The sequence below is a fragment of the Acinetobacter sp. V116_7 genome, from assembly GCF_056735735.1.
The window spans coordinates 1-16,865 of sequence record NZ_JBWZIF010000003.1 but is presented as its reverse complement, the minus strand read 5'-3'; the positions used below and the strand labels follow the sequence as shown (position 1 = coordinate 16,865).

Annotated in this window: 18 protein-coding genes; 9 read left to right on the top strand and 9 right to left on the bottom strand. The window is 39.0% G+C overall.

All coding sequences use genetic code 11. The annotated features are described in order from the left end of the window. Positions 1 to 108 precede the first annotated feature (108 nt). The 7 genes from AC1PJP_RS00440 (at position 109) to AC1PJP_RS00410 (ending at position 4,604) form a co-directional block, all read left to right on the top strand. The gene (locus tag AC1PJP_RS00440) at positions 109 to 762 is read left to right on the top strand and encodes a glutathione S-transferase N-terminal domain-containing protein (RefSeq protein ID WP_005299902.1); all 654 of its coding nucleotides are present in this window, start codon (positions 109 to 111) and stop codon (positions 760 to 762) included. A gap of 6 nt (positions 763 to 768) precedes the next feature. Continuing rightward, positions 769 to 1,203: a ClpXP protease specificity-enhancing factor gene (locus AC1PJP_RS00435; protein WP_416686057.1), complete on the top strand. Its 435-nt coding sequence runs from the start codon at positions 769 to 771 to the stop codon at positions 1,201 to 1,203. Positions 1,204 to 1,220: 17 nt separating this feature from the next. Further along, positions 1,221 to 1,877 carry a hypothetical protein gene (locus AC1PJP_RS00430; RefSeq protein WP_479766354.1) on the top strand — a complete coding sequence of 219 codons (657 nt, stop codon included), beginning with the start codon at positions 1,221 to 1,223 and terminating at the stop codon, positions 1,875 to 1,877. A gap of 337 nt (positions 1,878 to 2,214) precedes the next feature. Next, a complete protein-coding gene (locus AC1PJP_RS00425; RefSeq protein WP_005299893.1) occupies positions 2,215 to 2,574 on the top strand; it encodes a roadblock/LC7 domain-containing protein in 360 nt (119 codons plus the stop codon). Between the two features lie 83 nt (positions 2,575 to 2,657). Beyond that, positions 2,658 to 3,623, top strand: a complete 966-nt coding sequence (locus AC1PJP_RS00420) for a hypothetical protein (RefSeq protein WP_479766353.1) — start codon at positions 2,658 to 2,660, stop codon at positions 3,621 to 3,623. An 8-nt stretch (positions 3,624 to 3,631) separates the two neighbouring features. Continuing rightward, complete coding sequence (locus AC1PJP_RS00415; RefSeq protein WP_005299886.1) at positions 3,632 to 4,192, top strand: GTP-binding protein; 561 nt, start codon at positions 3,632 to 3,634, stop codon at positions 4,190 to 4,192. Next, the gene (locus AC1PJP_RS00410; RefSeq protein ID WP_013196812.1) at positions 4,185 to 4,604 is read left to right on the top strand and encodes a roadblock/LC7 domain-containing protein; all 420 of its coding nucleotides are present in this window, start codon (positions 4,185 to 4,187) and stop codon (positions 4,602 to 4,604) included. The genes AC1PJP_RS00415 and AC1PJP_RS00410 overlap by 8 nt, the downstream gene beginning before the upstream one ends. Positions 4,605 to 4,658: 54 nt before the next feature. Here AC1PJP_RS00410 and AC1PJP_RS00405 read toward each other — a convergent pair whose 3' ends face one another. From AC1PJP_RS00405 to AC1PJP_RS00380, 6 genes are read right to left on the bottom strand one after another with little or no spacing between them, the layout of a single operon-like run. After that, the gene (locus AC1PJP_RS00405) at positions 4,659 to 6,599 is read right to left on the bottom strand and encodes an acetyl/propionyl/methylcrotonyl-CoA carboxylase subunit alpha (protein WP_479766352.1); all 1,941 of its coding nucleotides are present in this window, start codon (positions 6,597 to 6,599) and stop codon (positions 4,659 to 4,661) included. A gap of 18 nt (positions 6,600 to 6,617) precedes the next feature. Further along, a complete protein-coding gene (locus AC1PJP_RS00400; protein ID WP_151989490.1) occupies positions 6,618 to 7,454 on the bottom strand; it encodes an enoyl-CoA hydratase/isomerase family protein in 837 nt (278 codons plus the stop codon). A gap of 10 nt (positions 7,455 to 7,464) precedes the next feature. After that, a complete protein-coding gene (locus tag AC1PJP_RS00395) occupies positions 7,465 to 8,622 on the bottom strand; it encodes an acyl-CoA dehydrogenase family protein (protein WP_416670263.1) in 1,158 nt (385 codons plus the stop codon). 42 nt (positions 8,623 to 8,664) lie between these two features. Beyond that, positions 8,665 to 10,278 (bottom strand): acyl-CoA carboxylase subunit beta, encoded by a 1,614-nt coding sequence (locus AC1PJP_RS00390; protein ID WP_479766351.1) that lies wholly within the window; start codon positions 10,276 to 10,278, stop codon positions 8,665 to 8,667. Between the two features lie 2 nt (positions 10,279 to 10,280). Continuing rightward, a complete protein-coding gene (locus AC1PJP_RS00385; protein WP_416670268.1) occupies positions 10,281 to 11,168 on the bottom strand; it encodes an SDR family oxidoreductase in 888 nt (295 codons plus the stop codon). A gap of 20 nt (positions 11,169 to 11,188) precedes the next feature. Next, positions 11,189 to 12,994, bottom strand: a complete 1,806-nt coding sequence (locus AC1PJP_RS00380) for an acyclic terpene utilization AtuA family protein (RefSeq protein ID WP_479766350.1) — start codon at positions 12,992 to 12,994, stop codon at positions 11,189 to 11,191. A 185-nt stretch (positions 12,995 to 13,179) separates the two neighbouring features. Between AC1PJP_RS00380 and AC1PJP_RS00375 the strand changes: the two genes are divergently transcribed. Beyond that, entirely contained in the window at positions 13,180 to 13,779 is a 600-nt protein-coding gene (locus AC1PJP_RS00375; RefSeq protein WP_479766349.1) for a TetR/AcrR family transcriptional regulator, read from the top strand. Next, positions 13,776 to 14,276 (top strand): GNAT family N-acetyltransferase, encoded by a 501-nt coding sequence (locus AC1PJP_RS00370; RefSeq protein ID WP_479766348.1) that lies wholly within the window; start codon positions 13,776 to 13,778, stop codon positions 14,274 to 14,276. The genes AC1PJP_RS00375 and AC1PJP_RS00370 overlap by 4 nt, the downstream gene beginning before the upstream one ends. Before the next feature lie 43 nt (positions 14,277 to 14,319). Here AC1PJP_RS00370 and AC1PJP_RS00365 read toward each other — a convergent pair whose 3' ends face one another. The 3 genes from AC1PJP_RS00365 to AC1PJP_RS00355 form a co-directional block, all read right to left on the bottom strand. Continuing rightward, the gene (locus tag AC1PJP_RS00365; RefSeq protein WP_479766347.1) at positions 14,320 to 15,483 is read right to left on the bottom strand and encodes an acyl-CoA dehydrogenase family protein; all 1,164 of its coding nucleotides are present in this window, start codon (positions 15,481 to 15,483) and stop codon (positions 14,320 to 14,322) included. 136 nt (positions 15,484 to 15,619) lie between these two features. Further along, positions 15,620 to 16,183, bottom strand: coding sequence for a DUF4256 domain-containing protein (locus AC1PJP_RS00360; protein ID WP_134263599.1), 564 nt, complete (start codon positions 16,181 to 16,183; stop codon positions 15,620 to 15,622). Positions 16,184 to 16,203: 20 nt separating this feature from the next. Further along, entirely contained in the window at positions 16,204 to 16,554 is a 351-nt protein-coding gene (locus AC1PJP_RS00355) for a GFA family protein (RefSeq protein WP_416703578.1), read from the bottom strand. Positions 16,555 to 16,865 lie beyond the last annotated feature (311 nt).

The window sequence follows — 16,865 nt, the reverse complement described above, 5'->3', positions numbered from 1 at the left end:
AATAAAATGCAAACTTATAAATATAAACAAACTATCTCTTTAGAACCGTGATTTCCTAGAGCATTTTTAGTATCCTAATCGATTCACTCAACCACGTCGTCTTGTGATATGTCGGTCGAAAACACCTCTATTCAGGGGATTACCCTTTACAGTCATGCTGATGATTTCCGTTCTCACTGGATTCGTTTTCTATTAGCAGAAAAGCAAATCAAATATCAATTGATCATAACTGACCATGAAGACGAAGATTTAGCAAGTTTGAATCCTTATAACCAATTGCCGATGTTGGTCGAGCAAAATCTTAAATTATTTTCAGCGCCTATTATTGCTGAATATTTAGATGATCGTTATCGCCAAAGTAAGCTTTACGCAGATGCTCCAATGATGCGTGCAGAGCAGCGTCAATATATCTGGAGACTTGAAAACGACTGGTTTAAGTTAGCAGATCACATGTTAAAACATGCTGATTCTTTAAATATCGAACAAAAGCAAAAAGCTCAAAAAGAATTACGTGAAACTTTAATTTCACTTACTCCCCTATTTCAGCACTTTCCCTATTTCATGTCTGAAAATTTCACAATTTTGGACTGTATGCTTGCACCTATCTTTTTAAGATTAAATAGCATGGGAATCGATTTACCCAAACAGCATTGCCGACCGATACTTTTGTATTGTAAACGTATCTTTGAGAGACCTTCTTTTGCTAAATCAATGACGGCTCAAGAGAAAAACCGTTACAATGAACTATTAAATATGGAATAGTGTGATATGTCTGAGCAAACTATTGATTTAACCCCTACACGTCCTTATCTTGCTCGTGCAATCTATGAATGGATTTGTGATAACCAACTTACTCCTTATCTATTAGTAGATGCGACACAGCCACATACGGATGTTCCACAGCAATTTGTTAAAGATGGCCAAATCGTTTTAAATATCGTGCCTCATGCTGTTCATCAACTCGTTATCGGAAATGAAGCCATTACTTTTTCTGCTCGTTTCGGGGGAGCATCAAAAGACATTTATGTACCTATTCAAGCTGTTTTAGGCATTTATGCACGTGAGAATGGACAAGGTTTATTTTTTGATCCTGAAGAATATGCCAATGTAGCGCCTGTAGAAAATACAGTAGAGTCTGAAGTACAAGAAACAATTGAAACAACATCAACTAAGAAAAAACCAACGTTAAGAATTTTAGATTAAATTTAGAGGAAGAAAGCATGGCATTTGATTTAGTCCAATACTTTGCTGAGCAGATAAAAATTCAAAAGCCTCAGCTTTTAAATCAATATCCAGTTAATGAAAAAAATAAACTGATTGATGAGGTGAATATTCTTACGCTTGGAAAACTGATTAGTTTATGGCGCCAAGATGACAATAAGATTTATCAAGAAATCAAAACTTCAGATCCACTTTATATTCAAGAAGTTGCTCGTCATTTAACAACGTCTAAGCATAATCAGTCGGCCTTAAAAAATTCGGAGCTAGAACAGAGTATTTCTGAAATTTTAACTTTGCAGTTAGCAGAACTTAACCAACTCGATGAAACAGGTGGTTTTGGGCATAATGGCTTAAAAGAATTAATTTTAGGCCAAGTAGAACATTTATCTGGTCAGGCAGAAGATTGGGTTTGGTCAACAAACCATCTAAATGAGTTAATTGGTTCTAAACCTGTGGAACAAGAAGAGATATCATTGGATACAACAATGAAGGAGTTCAACCAAATGGTTCACCAAGCCCAACCTCATCATGATGACTTACATATTGAAGAACAAGCTACTGAGAGTTCTGTACCTACATGGTCAAAGATTATTGCTCCTGTCGTTGCTTTAGCAATTTTGGGCTATCTCTATTGTATTTACACACAACTCGTTTAGTTTAATCATTGTTATAAAAAGGGGAATTTTTTTATTCCCCTTTTTTGATTAAAATTAAAATAATTTATTAATCAATATTGTATTAATATTCTATTACAATTACTTTAACTAAATTTTAAAATATATAATGTAAACCTCATCGCAGTCTTAAAGTATAATGTATAAATAATCTTATATTGTTTTTCCAATCTGACATTTTACGTCACTTCTTTCCCAAAAATGAAAACTCTCAATTCACTTGGTTAATTGACTTCAAATTGTTCAGAAATATAATGAATTTTAACTACTTTTAGGAAAAAGTAGTAAATATAACTTTAGAATCCTGAGAGATAAAAACATGGCTAAACTTTCTTTAGATAGCTTAACTGAAATTGATGGTTTTATTGCTTCTGCACTTGTTGATTCAGAAAGTGGATTATCACTTGCAACACAAGGTGGTGGGGAAATTGATTTAGAATTGGCGGCTGCTGGAAATACAGAAGTAGTTCGTGCAAAGCGAAATATCGCCAATGCTTTGAAATTAAATGACAATATTGAAGACATTTTAATTACATTGGGTAAGGCTTACCACTTAATTCGACCTCTAGAAAGTAATAATAATTTATTCCTTTACTTAGTGCTTGATCGTGCTAAATCGAACTTGGCTATGGCTCGTCATGAGTTAAAGTCATTTGAAAAAGAGCTAGACTTTAGCTAATTAATCTAAGATATGCTTTTTATATTTATTATAAAAAGCATATTAAAACTATTATATTACTCAATAAAACTTAATGTGATACTATGGATAGGAATTACATAAATATTGCTACTACTGGTTTAAGCTTAAAAGTTTTAGATGAATTAAAAACTTTAATCAGAAAGTTAATATCTAATGAGTATAGTATTAATTGGGTTAATATTTCTAACAGTCATATTGATCTATTATTAATTAATGAAAACTTTTTTGATTCAGATAATATTCAAAATATTCTTCAAAAGAAAAAATGTCCTTATTTAAAAATTACTAAAACTTCTTCACAAAATGGATATCAACTTGATGAACATACCCTGCATCTGCCACTAGAAAAAGTAGAATCTCTATTAGACTGGCTACAAATAAACCTAATATCTTATTTAAATCAAAAGAAGACTGTCGTAGTTTCAGATTTATCAAATGAGCCCATGCTCATTGATGATAAATTTATAAGGAATTTGCACAGCCCAGAACATGCCAAACTATACCTTTTTGATGATAAAGGCACACTCGCCATTATTGATAACAGGACTCAGATGGCTTGGTTGGAACCCTCACGCCAACAAACTCAAACCAATCAAAGCTTTGATTTCACTTTTGCTAAAACCTCTGACTTCACGAAAGTGTCTCGTAAAAAAAACTACTATTTGCAGGACTGGCTATGGAATTTGATTTGGCATTCAAAAAACTTTGGAAATCTAGCTACAGAAGATAAATATTTTAAAATTGACCACTGGCCACAACCCTACCAAAAAGAATATAGAAAAGTGAGCCTACAACTCTCTGCTTGTTTTATACAGGGAGCAAAAATTACTGATGTGGCTAACCAGCTTAACGTATCAATTGATGATGTCTTACGCTTCGTTACCGCTTGTTTAATGGCAAATAATGGAAAATTTATTTCTGCGAATAAATGTGCTTACACGCCAAATTCTTATTTAGAAAATTTAAATACAGACAATCATTTTTTTAAAAATTTTATAGGGAAGATTAGACGGCGTTTTGGTCTTTAAGGGAATTTATGATTATACAGCAATATAAAATTGTCTTTGCAGGTAGTATGGGGGCAGGTAAAACAGAAGCGATTAAATCGCTATCTGAAATTCCAATTCTGGAAACAGAAGCATTCAACACTGATGTACAAAGCCACCAGAAAACCCAGACCACTGTAGGCATTGATTATGGTGAAATTACTTTAGATGATGGAATCAAAATCGGACTCTATGGCACCCCTGGACAAAGCCGTTTTGATTTTATATGGTCGGTCATTTGTGAAGGTGCAATCGGTGTTATTTTATTATTAGATCACAATAGTCCTAATCCAATTGACGAGTTAGAAAGCTACTTAGAAACTTTTAAAAATTATAACGATAATATTGCGATTGGTATTACTCATGTTGATGAAAATAAAGAATCGTCACTTCAACAATATCGTCATTGGATAAAAGAAAACGGACTGTCATATCCATTGTTTTTTATTGATGCACGCGAGCAAGAACAAATTTTAATGATGGTTGAATCATTAATTGCATCACTTGAAATCAAAGTAGGCTTAACATCTCAAGGGAATGATCATGCTTAGTATTCCAACTCAGAAACGCACCGCCCCGACACAATTGCTACAGCTAGCAAAAACTGAAGCTCATAATATTTTGATGAATACACGTGGTGTAGATTTTGTAATGATTTGCTCTTCTGATGGTTTTGAATTAGCAACAGTAAGTCATAAAAACTACCATAACACCACCAAATTAGCGGCGGTGAGTAGCTCAATTTTGGCAATGGTCACTGCTTTTTTAAAAGAGATTCAGCTCACTGGCTGTAACAATATTACTTTAGATGCAGATAATGGTAAGGCTATTCTGACGGCTATTCCAGCAATTCATCACCCGATGGTCATGGTCACGCTGAGTAATAAAGAGGTCCTTTTAGGTCAACTCTTATATAGCCTAAAAAAAGCAAGTCAGTTGATCGCAGAGGCAGATGGAGAATAACTCAAAACTACTGATCGAAAATAAATACCGCTCAAATAGAGCGGTATTTATCACTTAAGTTTGAATAGTAAAAAGCATTTGCCGTTTTTTTACTTGTTGACCCTGTTGCCCTAACACATCTTCAACTACACCATCCACATCAGATTTAATCTGCTGTTGGATTTTCATGGCTTCAAGTACTAATAAAGTTTGACCTTTCACGACTTGATCGCCTTTATTAACCAAAATATTTACCACAGCACCATCCATCGGCGCGCGAATATTGCCATCTCCCGCTACATCAGCGGTTTCTGGCGCAGCATAAGTCACATTTCGTATCGCAACATTGCCATTCTCTCGATCTAAGTAAAGCTGATCACCATCTAATACATATTGCACACGACGGCGTACGCCATCAATTAAATAAACTAATTGCTCTGGTGTTCTCTCAAGCACTTCAATACAAACTGTTTGATCACAAAGCTGTGCCGTAAACGTGTTATTTACAGATGAAAGCTGCAATTGAATTTGCTGATCATCATATTTAAGTTTTAATGGTAGTGGCACTCCAAGCCCCGTTTGCCACACCGCAGTGACTTTACTGCGACTAAATAATGCAGCAGCAATCGCTAAATTTTCTAAAGATAGAACCTGCTTATGTAAACTGCTGTCGTTTTGAAAATGCTGTTGAATGAATGCAGTATTAGTATCTCCTGCAACAACAATTGGATGACGCAGTAAATTGACCAAAAACTGTTTATTGCTATTTACACCTAGCAAAACACAATTATCCACAGCACGAGCGAGTAAGCGAATCGCATCCTCACGGGTTTTCCCATATGCGATCACCTTTGCTACCATCGGATCGTAAAATGGGCTAACTTCATCAGTTACCAACATACCATGATCTATTCGCACATTTGGCAAAGTTGCAGGCTTCCAGCATAAAACCTTTCCTGTTTGTGGCAAAAAATCCTGACGTGGGTCTTCTGCATACAAACGTACTTCGATAGCATGTCCATTTAAGGTCAATTCTTGTTGCTTTAACGGTAACTGCTCACCATTCGCGACACGTAACTGCCATTCAACCAAGTCTAATCCAGTAACGAGTTCAGTGACAGGATGCTCCACTTGCAAACGGGTGTTCATTTCTAAAAAATAAAATGCACCTGATGTATCAAGTAAAAACTCAACAGTTCCTGCACCTACGTAAGCACATGCTTTAGCCGCGGCTACAGCAGCTTCACCCATTTTCTGACGCAGTTCGAGTGTCATCACTGGACATGGTGCTTCTTCAACAACCTTTTGGTGACGGCGTTGAATCGAACAATCGCGCTCGAACAAATACACATAATTGCCGTGAGTATCACCAAAAACCTGAATTTCGACATGGCGTGGAGCAATGACTGCTTTTTCTAAAATAAGCTCGCCTGAACCAAAGGCATTTTCAGCTTCGGAACGTGCGGTTTGTAATGACTCAACCAATTCAGATGAATGCTGTACCAAACGCATTCCACGACCACCACCACCCGCAGAAGCTTTGACCATAATTGGAAAGCCAATCTGTTCTGCTTGTGCTGCTAAGTATTCAAGGTCCTGTCGGTCACCTTCATAGCCCGGTACACAAGGGACACCCGCCTCAATCATGGCAATTTTTGAAAGGCGTTTACTGCCCATTAACTCAATTGCAGAAGCAGTAGGCCCAATAAAGGTAATCTGGTTGTCGATACATGCCTGAGCAAAATTAGTATTCTCTGACAAAAAACCATAACCAGGGTGAACAGCATCAGCGCCTGTTTTTTTGCATGCATCTATTATTTTGGTAATTGAAAGATAAGACTCTGATACTTTTGAAGCACCAATATAGACAGCTTCATCAGCCTCTTGCACATGACGAGCATTACGGTCTGCATCCGAATAAACTGCGACAGTTTGATAGCCCATTGCCTTAGCAGTTTGCATGACTCGAACTGCAATTTCACCACGATTTGCAACCAGTACTTTTGAAAATTTCATTATTTTTATCCTTATCTCTTATGGCTCATCAGCCCAGTTTGGCAACCGTTTCTGGATAAAAGCCATCGTTCCTTCTTGTCCTTCAGCTCCACCAACCGCTTGGGCAAACTGCTGAGCTGCATCATTGAGTAAATCACTCAAAGGCTCATTGAGCGTTCGATGTAACAGTGCTTTAGTCACACGTGAAGCTTGAGGAGCTGCTCGTTTAATGTGTTGAATGGTTTCCTCTAAAGCTTGTTCAAGTTCGATTTCATTATGTGCAATCTGATGAACCACTCCGGCACTAAGTGCTGTATGGCCCTCAAAACGCATACCGAGCAAAGCTAATCGACGAGCCTGAGTCAGACCAATACGTTTCACCACGAAAGGAGCAATTTGTGCAGGAATCACACCAAGCCCTGTTTCAGGTAAACCAAACTGGGCATTGTCACGACTAATCGCAACATCGGAAACACAGGCCAAACCAAAACCACCACCTAAAACAGCACCTTCTAAAATCACTACAACCGTTTGCGGAGCACCCTCAACTTGCTCAAGCATGGCACCAAAACGGCGGTTAAAATCAGTATAAGGTTGCAGGCTACCAACGTTAGTTGCTTCAACGCGTAAAGCAGCCATATCTTTAATATCACCACCTGCACAAAAGGTTCCGCCTTCCCCACGGATAATTACCGCACGAATTGAAAGGTCATCGCGAATAGCATTAAAGACTTGTTGAATGGCATTGACCATCTTCAAGTTCATGGCATTACGGCTCTCTGGTCGATTTAACCAGAGATATAAAATACTGCCGTCTTGTTCTAATTGAATGCTGTCATCAATATCTAAAACTTGTAGAGATGCTGAAAGTGTCATGGCTGATTCCTTATTTTTGTTTTTTTGGCAAGATATCCATAAGTTTGCAGATAATCCCCAACATAATCTCATCTGCCCCACCGCCAATAGACCCCAAGCGACCATCACGATACAGCTGGGATGCAGGGTTATCCCACATAAAACCGTTACCACCCCAGTATTGCAGACAACTATCGGCAACTTCACGAGTTAAACGTCCAGCTTTAAGTTTTGCCATAGATGCCAGCTTGGTCACATCTTCACCAGCAATATGCTGTTCACACGCTTGGTAAGTTAATGCTTTAAGTGCTTCCACTTCGGTCATGAGCTCGGCAAAACGGAAATGGATATATTGGTTATTAATGAGGGGTTGACCAAAAGTGGTACGCTCTTTTGTATAGTCGATGGTCTTTTGAATTAAATTTTCCAACCCGCCAATGGCATTCGCACAAGCCCATAGGCGCTCTTCCTGAAATTGCATCATTTGCATCATGAAGCCCATGCCTTCGACACCCACTAAGTTACGCTGTGGTACACGTACATTGTCTAAATAAACCTGCGCTGTGGTCGTTGAACGCATCCCTAATTTATTAAGTGGCTCTGAAAAACTAATCCCTTGGGTTTTTGCAGGTACGATAATCATCGACTTATTAACGTGTGGTTTATCATCAGACGTATTGGCTAAAAGACAAAAGAAATCGGCCTGCAATGAGTTGGTAATCCACATTTTGCTGCCGTTAATGACATAGTCATCACCATCTTTTTTAGCAGTCGTTTTAATGGCTGCCACATCCGAACCAGCATGCACTTCTGATACTGCAATGGATGCAACATATTCCCCAGCAATCGCTGGTGTTAAAAACTCATCACGTAATTCTTTACTACCAAAACGCGCCAAAGCAGGTGTTGCCATATCCGTTTGTACACCAATAGCTAAAGGCACACCACCACACGCTGCACGACCAATTTCTTCGGCAACTACAAGGTTATAAGAATAGTCTAGAGCCAAACCGCCATTTTCTTCAGGCTTACAAATCCCTAATAAGCCGAGATCGCCCATCTTTTTAAATACATTATGAATTGGGAATTGCCCTGCTTCTTCCCATTCCGGAATATGTGGATTCAGCTCATTTTGAACAAATTGATGTGCTGTGCGACGTAATGCTTCATGTTCAGCAGTAAATTTCATTGTGTTATTCCTATTAATTTTTTTAATTGCGGTAAAGGTTGATTAAAAACGGGACACACCAAAACGAGTTGGATTTAGCTCTCGTTGCTGTGCTTCATAAATGGTCTGTAAAAGGAAAATTAATAATTTTCGAGTATCTCGCGGATCGATAATGCCATCATCATGTAACATGGCCGTATTAAAAAGCGCGGTAGATTGCTGCTCCAATTTCATCGCAGTGCTTTGCTCAAGAAAATCGAGCATTTGCGGATTAGGCTCCTGACCAGAAGCTTTTTGCTTTCCTTCAGCCACAATACGCAGTACCTTTCCAGCTTGTGCAGCGCCCATTACAGCAACATGCGAATTTGGCCATGCAAAAATAAAGTCTGGCGATAAACTCCGACCACACATTGCGTAGTTACCTGCACCATATGAGCCTGCCACAACAATCGAAATTTTAGGTACAGAACAATTCGCAACAGCTTGAATCAGTTTTGAGCCGTGCTTAATAATGCCATTTTGCTCTGCATCAGTTCCCACCATAAAACCTGTGGTGTTGTGCAAGAACAATAATGGACGCTTGGTCTGTTCACACAGATGAATAAACTGAGCCGTTTTAGCCGCACCTTGAGGGGTAATCGGACCATTATTGGTGATAATGCCAATATGTAATCCGCCAATCTTCGCCCAGCCACATACCGTTAAATCATCATATTCCTGTTTAAATTCTAGAAAATTTGAATCATCAATAATGCGTGCAACCACTTCTTTCATGTTAAATGGTTGTTTAGGATCATTTGGAATCACACCCAACAGTTCATCGGCATCGTAACGAGGTTCTTTATAAGTCGTTTCAACTGGTTTGATTTGCTCTTTCCAGTTCAGATTTTCAAAAATTTCACGTGCAAGGCGAATACCATCAGCATCATTTTCTGCTAAATATTCTGCTGTTCCGGCAACCTGCGAATGCATTTCTGCTCCGCCCAACTCTTCAGCTGTTGCTACTTCACCAGTCGCAGCTAAAAGTAAAGGTGGACCTGCAAGAAGCATTTCGGTTTGTTTGCGTACAGCAATGACATAATCGGAAAGTCCTGGTTGATAAGCTCCTCCTGCCGTTGCATTACCATGAACAACTGCAAGCTGTGGAATACCTGCCGCAGACAAACGTGCCTGATTGGCAAAGGTCATACCGCCATAGGTAAATACTTCAGCTGCATAATTTAAGTTGGCACCGCCACTTTCGGTCAGCGTAATCAGCGGAAGTTTTTGTTCTAAGGCAATTTTTTGCAAACGCAAAGTTTTTTGTACGCCCATAGGGGACATGGTCCCGCCCTTGATCGCACTATTACTTGCAGAAACTAGACAACGCACACCACTGACAAAACCAATGCCAGCAATTACACCACCACCAGCTTCGGAGCCATCCTTGTCATCATGCATGTTGTAGCCAACCAAACCACAAAGCTCAACGAAAGGTGAATCAGCGTCAAGTAATAATCGTACACGCTCATGCGGCAGAATCTTGCCCTTTTTATCGAATTTCGATTTAGCAGCATACGATTTATCAATGCTTTTTTGCTGAATTGCACGGACTTCACTCAGTTGAGCAAGCAGTGCCTCTTTATTCTTTTGATACTGTTCACTGCCAACAGCAATTTCGGATTGGAGAATAGTCACTGTTATTCCTCCTCAGCCTCAGTCTTTTTCTGAAAGATTTCAGGAATAAACGCGCGGTGAAAACCATTATAAGACTGACTATTTGTGGCTTCGCCTAGTGGATACATTCGTGTCCCTTGCGATGCAGCACCATCAATACGCAGAGTTACACCTGACACAAAAGCCGCAGCATCAGACAGTAAATAACAAATCGCCGATGAGACTTCCGACTCAGTTCCCATACGTTTTAATGGTACATTGCCAGCAAGACTTGGAATAATTACTTTGGCAAAATCACCGCTATAATTATCCATACCGGATGACACAATCCATCCCGGTGCAACTGCATTTACACGAACTCCAGATTTCCCCCACTCAACCGATGCTGTTTTAGTTAAATTATCTACTCCTGAACGTGCAGCACCTGAATGCCCCATTCCCGGCATGCCGCCCCACATATCAGCAGTCATGTTGACAATACTCCCCCCGTGTTTTGCCATCCATTGGTTATAAGCTTCACGCATTAAATAGAAAGTTGCGTGCAAATTATTACGCACGACTGCATCAAAACCATTCGCCGAAATATTCTCTAAAACTGAGGGGAACTGGCCACCCGCATTATTTACCAGACCATCGAGTTTGCCGAATTTCTCAATCACTTCGGCAATCATATTTTTTACGTGTTCTTCTTCACGGTTATCACAAACAATGAAATGAACCCGACCACCATCTTCTATAATTTCTTGGCTTACTTTCTCTAATTTCTCAATTTTGCGTCCTGTAATCACCACTTGAGCACCAAGAGCAGCAAGCTCATGTGCAGTACAACGACCAATTCCTGAGCCGCCACCTGTCACAATAACGACTTTATTAGCGAAAGCATCTGGTTTAAAAATTGATTGATAACTCATCTTTGTTTCATCCATTCATTTTATTTTTCTAAAAGATGTGCCGGAACTTTTACAGGCATATCCAATAATTGTTGTGCAAATGCTTTACCTTGCGGATCGATTCGCAGGCTTGCAACACCACCACCGCCTAAGGCATTCTCCAACATAAAATTCAGTGCATTTAAACCCGGTAATTCATAACGAATTACTCGCCCTTTCTCTGCATCCAAGACATGCTGCATATAACTTGCAACCGTCTGTTCAGTTAGTGCTGCACGAATCCACGGTAAATATTCTGCTTTACGTGCAATCACACCGATATTGCTATGATTGCCTTTATCACCACTGCGGGCATGCGCAATTTCAATCAAAGGAACTTCAATTTCATTTTCTTGATAAACCGCACTTTCACCCGCTGCTAAAGTATTGAATTGCTCTGTAGAAGTGTTCCGAGGAATCTCAACCTGATAACGGTTTCCATCAAAATCGATTTCGACATTAATTTGATTTTTATTAATTAAAAATGAAAATAACTTAATGACTGGAGATGCTTTTGGTCGACCTCCAACAATTCCTGCTAAGGCTGGAGCCATGCCTGTAGAGGCCTGAGCAATTTCAGATGCAAAGAACATACATGCTTCTTTAAACATGTGTTTTACAGCTATTTTGACCACAACTTCGCGGCTATTTAAAGCCTGAGCATGTGCTCCATAGGTACTTTCAATACCTAAGATTTCAACCGACTTTTCACTAAATGGCGGCACCGAACGCATTGCTAAAACACGCTCACATTTCGCCAAAATCGCATCGGCAATGACTTGTGCTTTTTGTGGTGCCTCACGTCCTGCAATTAAGAAACTGACTAAAACCCGATAACCATCAGGATAAGTCGCACTAACTTTATATTGTGCAGTAGGTGCTTGTCCTTTTGCACCCGTCACACGGACTCGGTTCTCTCCGACTTGCTCTAAATGCACGTGGCTGAAATCAGCAATGACATCGGGTAATAAATATGCTTGAGGATTACCTATTTCATAAACAATTTGCTCAGCAACAGTGGCGGTAGAAACCAAACCACCTGTCCCTTGTGGTTTGGTCACAACGAATGAACCATCTTCACTCACTTCGACCACTGGAAAACCCATGTTGTCAAAACCTTGTACCAATTGCCAATCGGTAAAATTACCGCCTGTACATTGCGCACCACATTCAATGACATGACCTGCCAAGGAACCTTGTGCCAACTTATCATAGTCATCTAAAGACCATTGATATTCATGAAGTAAAGGGGCAAGCACCACAGCAGAGTCAACCACACGACCAGTAATCACGATATCTGCACCTAAATTCAAAGCATCGCGAATAGCCACCGCACCTAAATAAGCATTACTGCTTGCCACCTGTTCTGGCAAAGCTTCACTGCTAAACATTTCCTGAATATTTTGCTGTTTGAGTTGTTCATGCTGTGCTAAAAGATCATCGCCTAAAACCACAGCCACTTTCAGATCTAGACCATATTCTTTTATTATTTTTTGCAAGGCATCTCGACACGCCAATGGATTAACACCACCAGCATTACTAATCACCTTAATCTTTTTCTCTGCAATTTTTTTAAGTAGAGGTGCCATCACTCGACTGACAAAATCCAAAGCATAACCATGCTTTGGTTCCACCATCTTCGCTTTTGCCATAATCGACATGGTGATCTCAGACAAATAATCAAAAACCAAATAATTAATATCGGTTAGATGTACTAATTGGAAAGCGGCAGTATTAGTGTCTCCCCAAAAACCTGAGGCACAACCTATTTTTACGACACGCTCATCATCCTGTTGATTACTTGCCATCTTATTTCTCATTATTTTGTTTAAAAATCAAACTCAACATTACCAAGCAAGCGCTTGGTTTGTAAAGAGCAAAATGTTATTGTGAAATTGACCAAAACTGCCAAACTCGACAGCTCAGCTAAAACATGATGAGGTTTGGCAAACTTTTCTGTTAAGTATTTTTATATAAAGGATTCGGCTTTCGCATGATTGCTACTTCAATTGAACAGATTCCAAATATCTCTTGTTTTGATGACAGCCCACGTGGTCGTTTATTACGTGGGGCTGCCTACCTATTTCATAAACAAGGCTATGACAAAACTACTGTACGCGAACTTGCTCAATTTATTGGAATCCAGTCGGGAAGCTTATTCCACCACTTTAAAAGTAAAGATGACATCCTCGCTCACGTGATGGAGGAAACCATTATTTACAATCTTGCTCGTTTACAAGATGCGGCAGCTCAATCTACCAATCCAGAACAACAACTCCGTGCTCTTATTAAATCTGAACTCATTTCAATTACTGGAGACACAGGGGCAGCCATGGCTGTTTTGGTTTATGAATGGTTTGCCCTATCAAAAGAAAAACAAGATTATCTTTTAAAAATGCGTAATGAATATGAGCAAATCTGGTTGGATGTTATTGAAAAATTACGCACTGAAGGCAAGGTAAAGCATGATGCCTTTATTTGGCGAAGATTAGTTGGTGGTGCAATTTCGTGGACCGTAACTTGGTATAAAGCTGAGGGTAAAGTCAAAATTGATGAGTTAACCGAAATAGTCTGGGAGATGGCATTAAAATGAGTCTAGTCTATTTACGTAAACCCAAGAAAAATGACCTTGCAGAAATTAAAGAAGCTTATGTACGTAGTGTTCAATTACATCAACCGTGGGCATATCCACCAGCTGACTTTCAAACATATTTAGAGCAAGAGCATCGCTATTTTGTCTGCTTAACCCATAGCCATGCAATTGCTGGAACATTTAATATTTCAAATATTATACGCGGTCAATTTCATTCAGCCTATTTGGGTTATGAAGCATTTCATCCTTATCAACGTCATGGCTATATGACGCAAGGCCTCAAATTATTACTCAATGAAGCATTCAAAAATTTAAATTTACATAGGTTAGAAGCGAATATACAACCTGACAATATTGCCTCGATTCAATTAGTGGCCCAAGCTGGTTTCATTAAAGAAGGTTTTTCTCGGCAATATCTTCGAATTGGAGGAAAAACATGGAAAGATTATGAACGTTGGGCAATTTTAAATGAGAAATGGATAGAACCATCTCAGTAAACTCTGAATGAGATGGTTTATACAAGCAAAACCTACTCTAAAATTAATAACCTAACTGCTTACTAATCAAATCTTTCATAATTTCTTCAGCACCGCCACCAATCATATTGACCTTAACCTCACGGTAAATACGTTCCGACTTGGTACCTCGCATAAAGCCCATGCCACCTAATGTTTGCACAGCTGCATCAGCACAAAATTGCATAGAGCGAGTCGCAACATTTTTAAGCATTGAAATTTGTGCCACCAACTCAGGTCCTTGTAACTTAGGCTGAGTCATTTTCCATGCAGTTTCTTCAAGCAATGCCCGTGTTGAGGTCAATTGTGTTGCCATATCTACCAATTTATGACGAACCACTTGATGATCAATTAATCGCTTACCAAAAGTTTTCCGTTGTTGCGCCCACTCTAAAGCTTCTTCGTAACAGACTAATGCATAGCCATAAGCCACAACTCCCAAGAAGAACCGCTCCATATTAAAGTTATTCATAATAACTTTAAAACCGGCGTTTTCTTTGCCGAGCAGATTTGATGCAGGTACTCGTACTTGATCAAAATGCAAATGAGCTGTATCAGAAGCCCACCATCCCATTTTCTTTAAAGGTGTTTTAGTAATTCCTTCATTGTGCGCATCAACGAGCAACATTGAAATACCTTCTGCACCTGTTTTAGTTGGGTCTGTACGCACTGCAACTGTATAGTAATCTGCACGAATTCCCGATGTGATAAACGTCTTCTCACCCGAGACAATATAGTAATCACCATTACGAACAGCTTTAGTCTGTAATGCAGCGACATCCGAGCCACCACCAGGTTCTGTAATAGCTAAAGCAGAAATTTTTTCACCGGAAATAATACCTGGCAGGACTCTAGCCTTTAACTCCTCACTTCCAAAGTGCTGAATGGGAGGGGCGCCAATTGTGTGCACCATAAGTGAGGTATGTACCCCCCCAGAACCCGCCTTTGCCATTTCAATACCAGCCAGTAATGAATAGAACGGATCTGCATCAGGAATACCACCATATTCTTCAGAAAAACCTAGCCCTAATAGGCCAATTTCAGCAGCCTTTCTATAAAGCTCTCTAGGAAATGTCTCAGCCTCATCCCATTCATTCACAAAAGGTGCCATTTCTTTTTGTACAAATCGGCGAACATTATCAGCAAAAGCAATGTGTTGTTCATTATAGTAAATTGGGTTGAGTTGCATGTTTAAAAATGTCCTTATGTTTTTATTTAATTCCTAAACATATCTTGTCATGTTTACAGTCAATCAAAAGTTGCAAGAATCTCCATTTTCTTGGCATAAAACATCAAACGGAATTATTTTTATTTATGTACAACGCCTATACTCTTAAGCAGCAACGAAAACCACGAACAGCATAATAAGACTGTGCTCCATTATGATAAATGAATACCCGACCATAACGTCGGTCAGCAAAAATAGCTCCATCTAACCGTCGAATCGCATCTGGGGTTTTGAGCCAACTTGATGTTTTAAGATCAAATTCCCCTAACTTTTGCAATTCATGGTACTGCTCTTCTGTGAGAAGCTCAGCTCCCATTTCTTTAGCCACATCGATTGCACTATTTTTTGGAGGATGATCTTTTCTAACCTCCAAAGCCTCTCGATCATAACAAAGACTTCTACGGCCTTTTGGACTCTCAGGAGAGCAATCGACAAATAAATATTCATCCTTCTGTTGATCATAAGAGACAACGTCAGGCTCTCCTCCAGTATTTTCCATTTCTTGCAATGACCATAATTTTTCAGGCGATTCTAATAATTTAGCTCGGACATTTGTCCAATCAATTTCTTTATGGCGATGTGTGTTCTTTTCAAATCTCTTCTTTAATAGTTCAAGCAGTGAATCTAATTGTGTTGGAGTTAATTCTTTTTTAGTTGTCATTGAATAAATCCTTATAATTATTAAACTGAACGTCCATCAAAATAATTTATTTTTATTTTATCTAAGTCAATGTCATCTATACATCGAACATTAATCGCAAAGATAGAATTACCCTCTGCATCTATGCCTTGAGCATAAGGATGAATACCACAATTTTTGCAGAAATGATGATTAATCACATGCTTGTTAAAAGTATAGTTCGCTAAAATTTCAGGCGTTTCTAAAGAAACTTTAACTTGATTACTGGGTAAGAACCAAAGCAATGAACCTTTCTTTTGGCAGATTGAGCAATTACAAGATAAGGCTTCTGTTAGCTCACCTTCTGCGACAAACTTTACCTGACCACAATGACAACTTCCTTGATATTTCATTGTTCTTACTCTTTATAATTTTCATCCTATTTACTTTTCCAGTTTAAAGAATAAGTTTCCATATAAAAATGTAATCGAGCAACTTAATATTGATTTAGAAGATGTAGGCCTTGAAGCCCATTTCTAATTTAGAGCGGGGTCGAAGTTTCCTTCATATAAAAAAAGGACTCATATAGAGTCCTTTTTATGGTCTTACTGCATCTAAATTAAACAATTAATTTAATTTCCCATAAAGAAACACCCCGGTTTCTTTCGAGACCGGGGTGTTAGAATAATGAGCTGGCGATGACTTACTCTCACATGGGAAACCC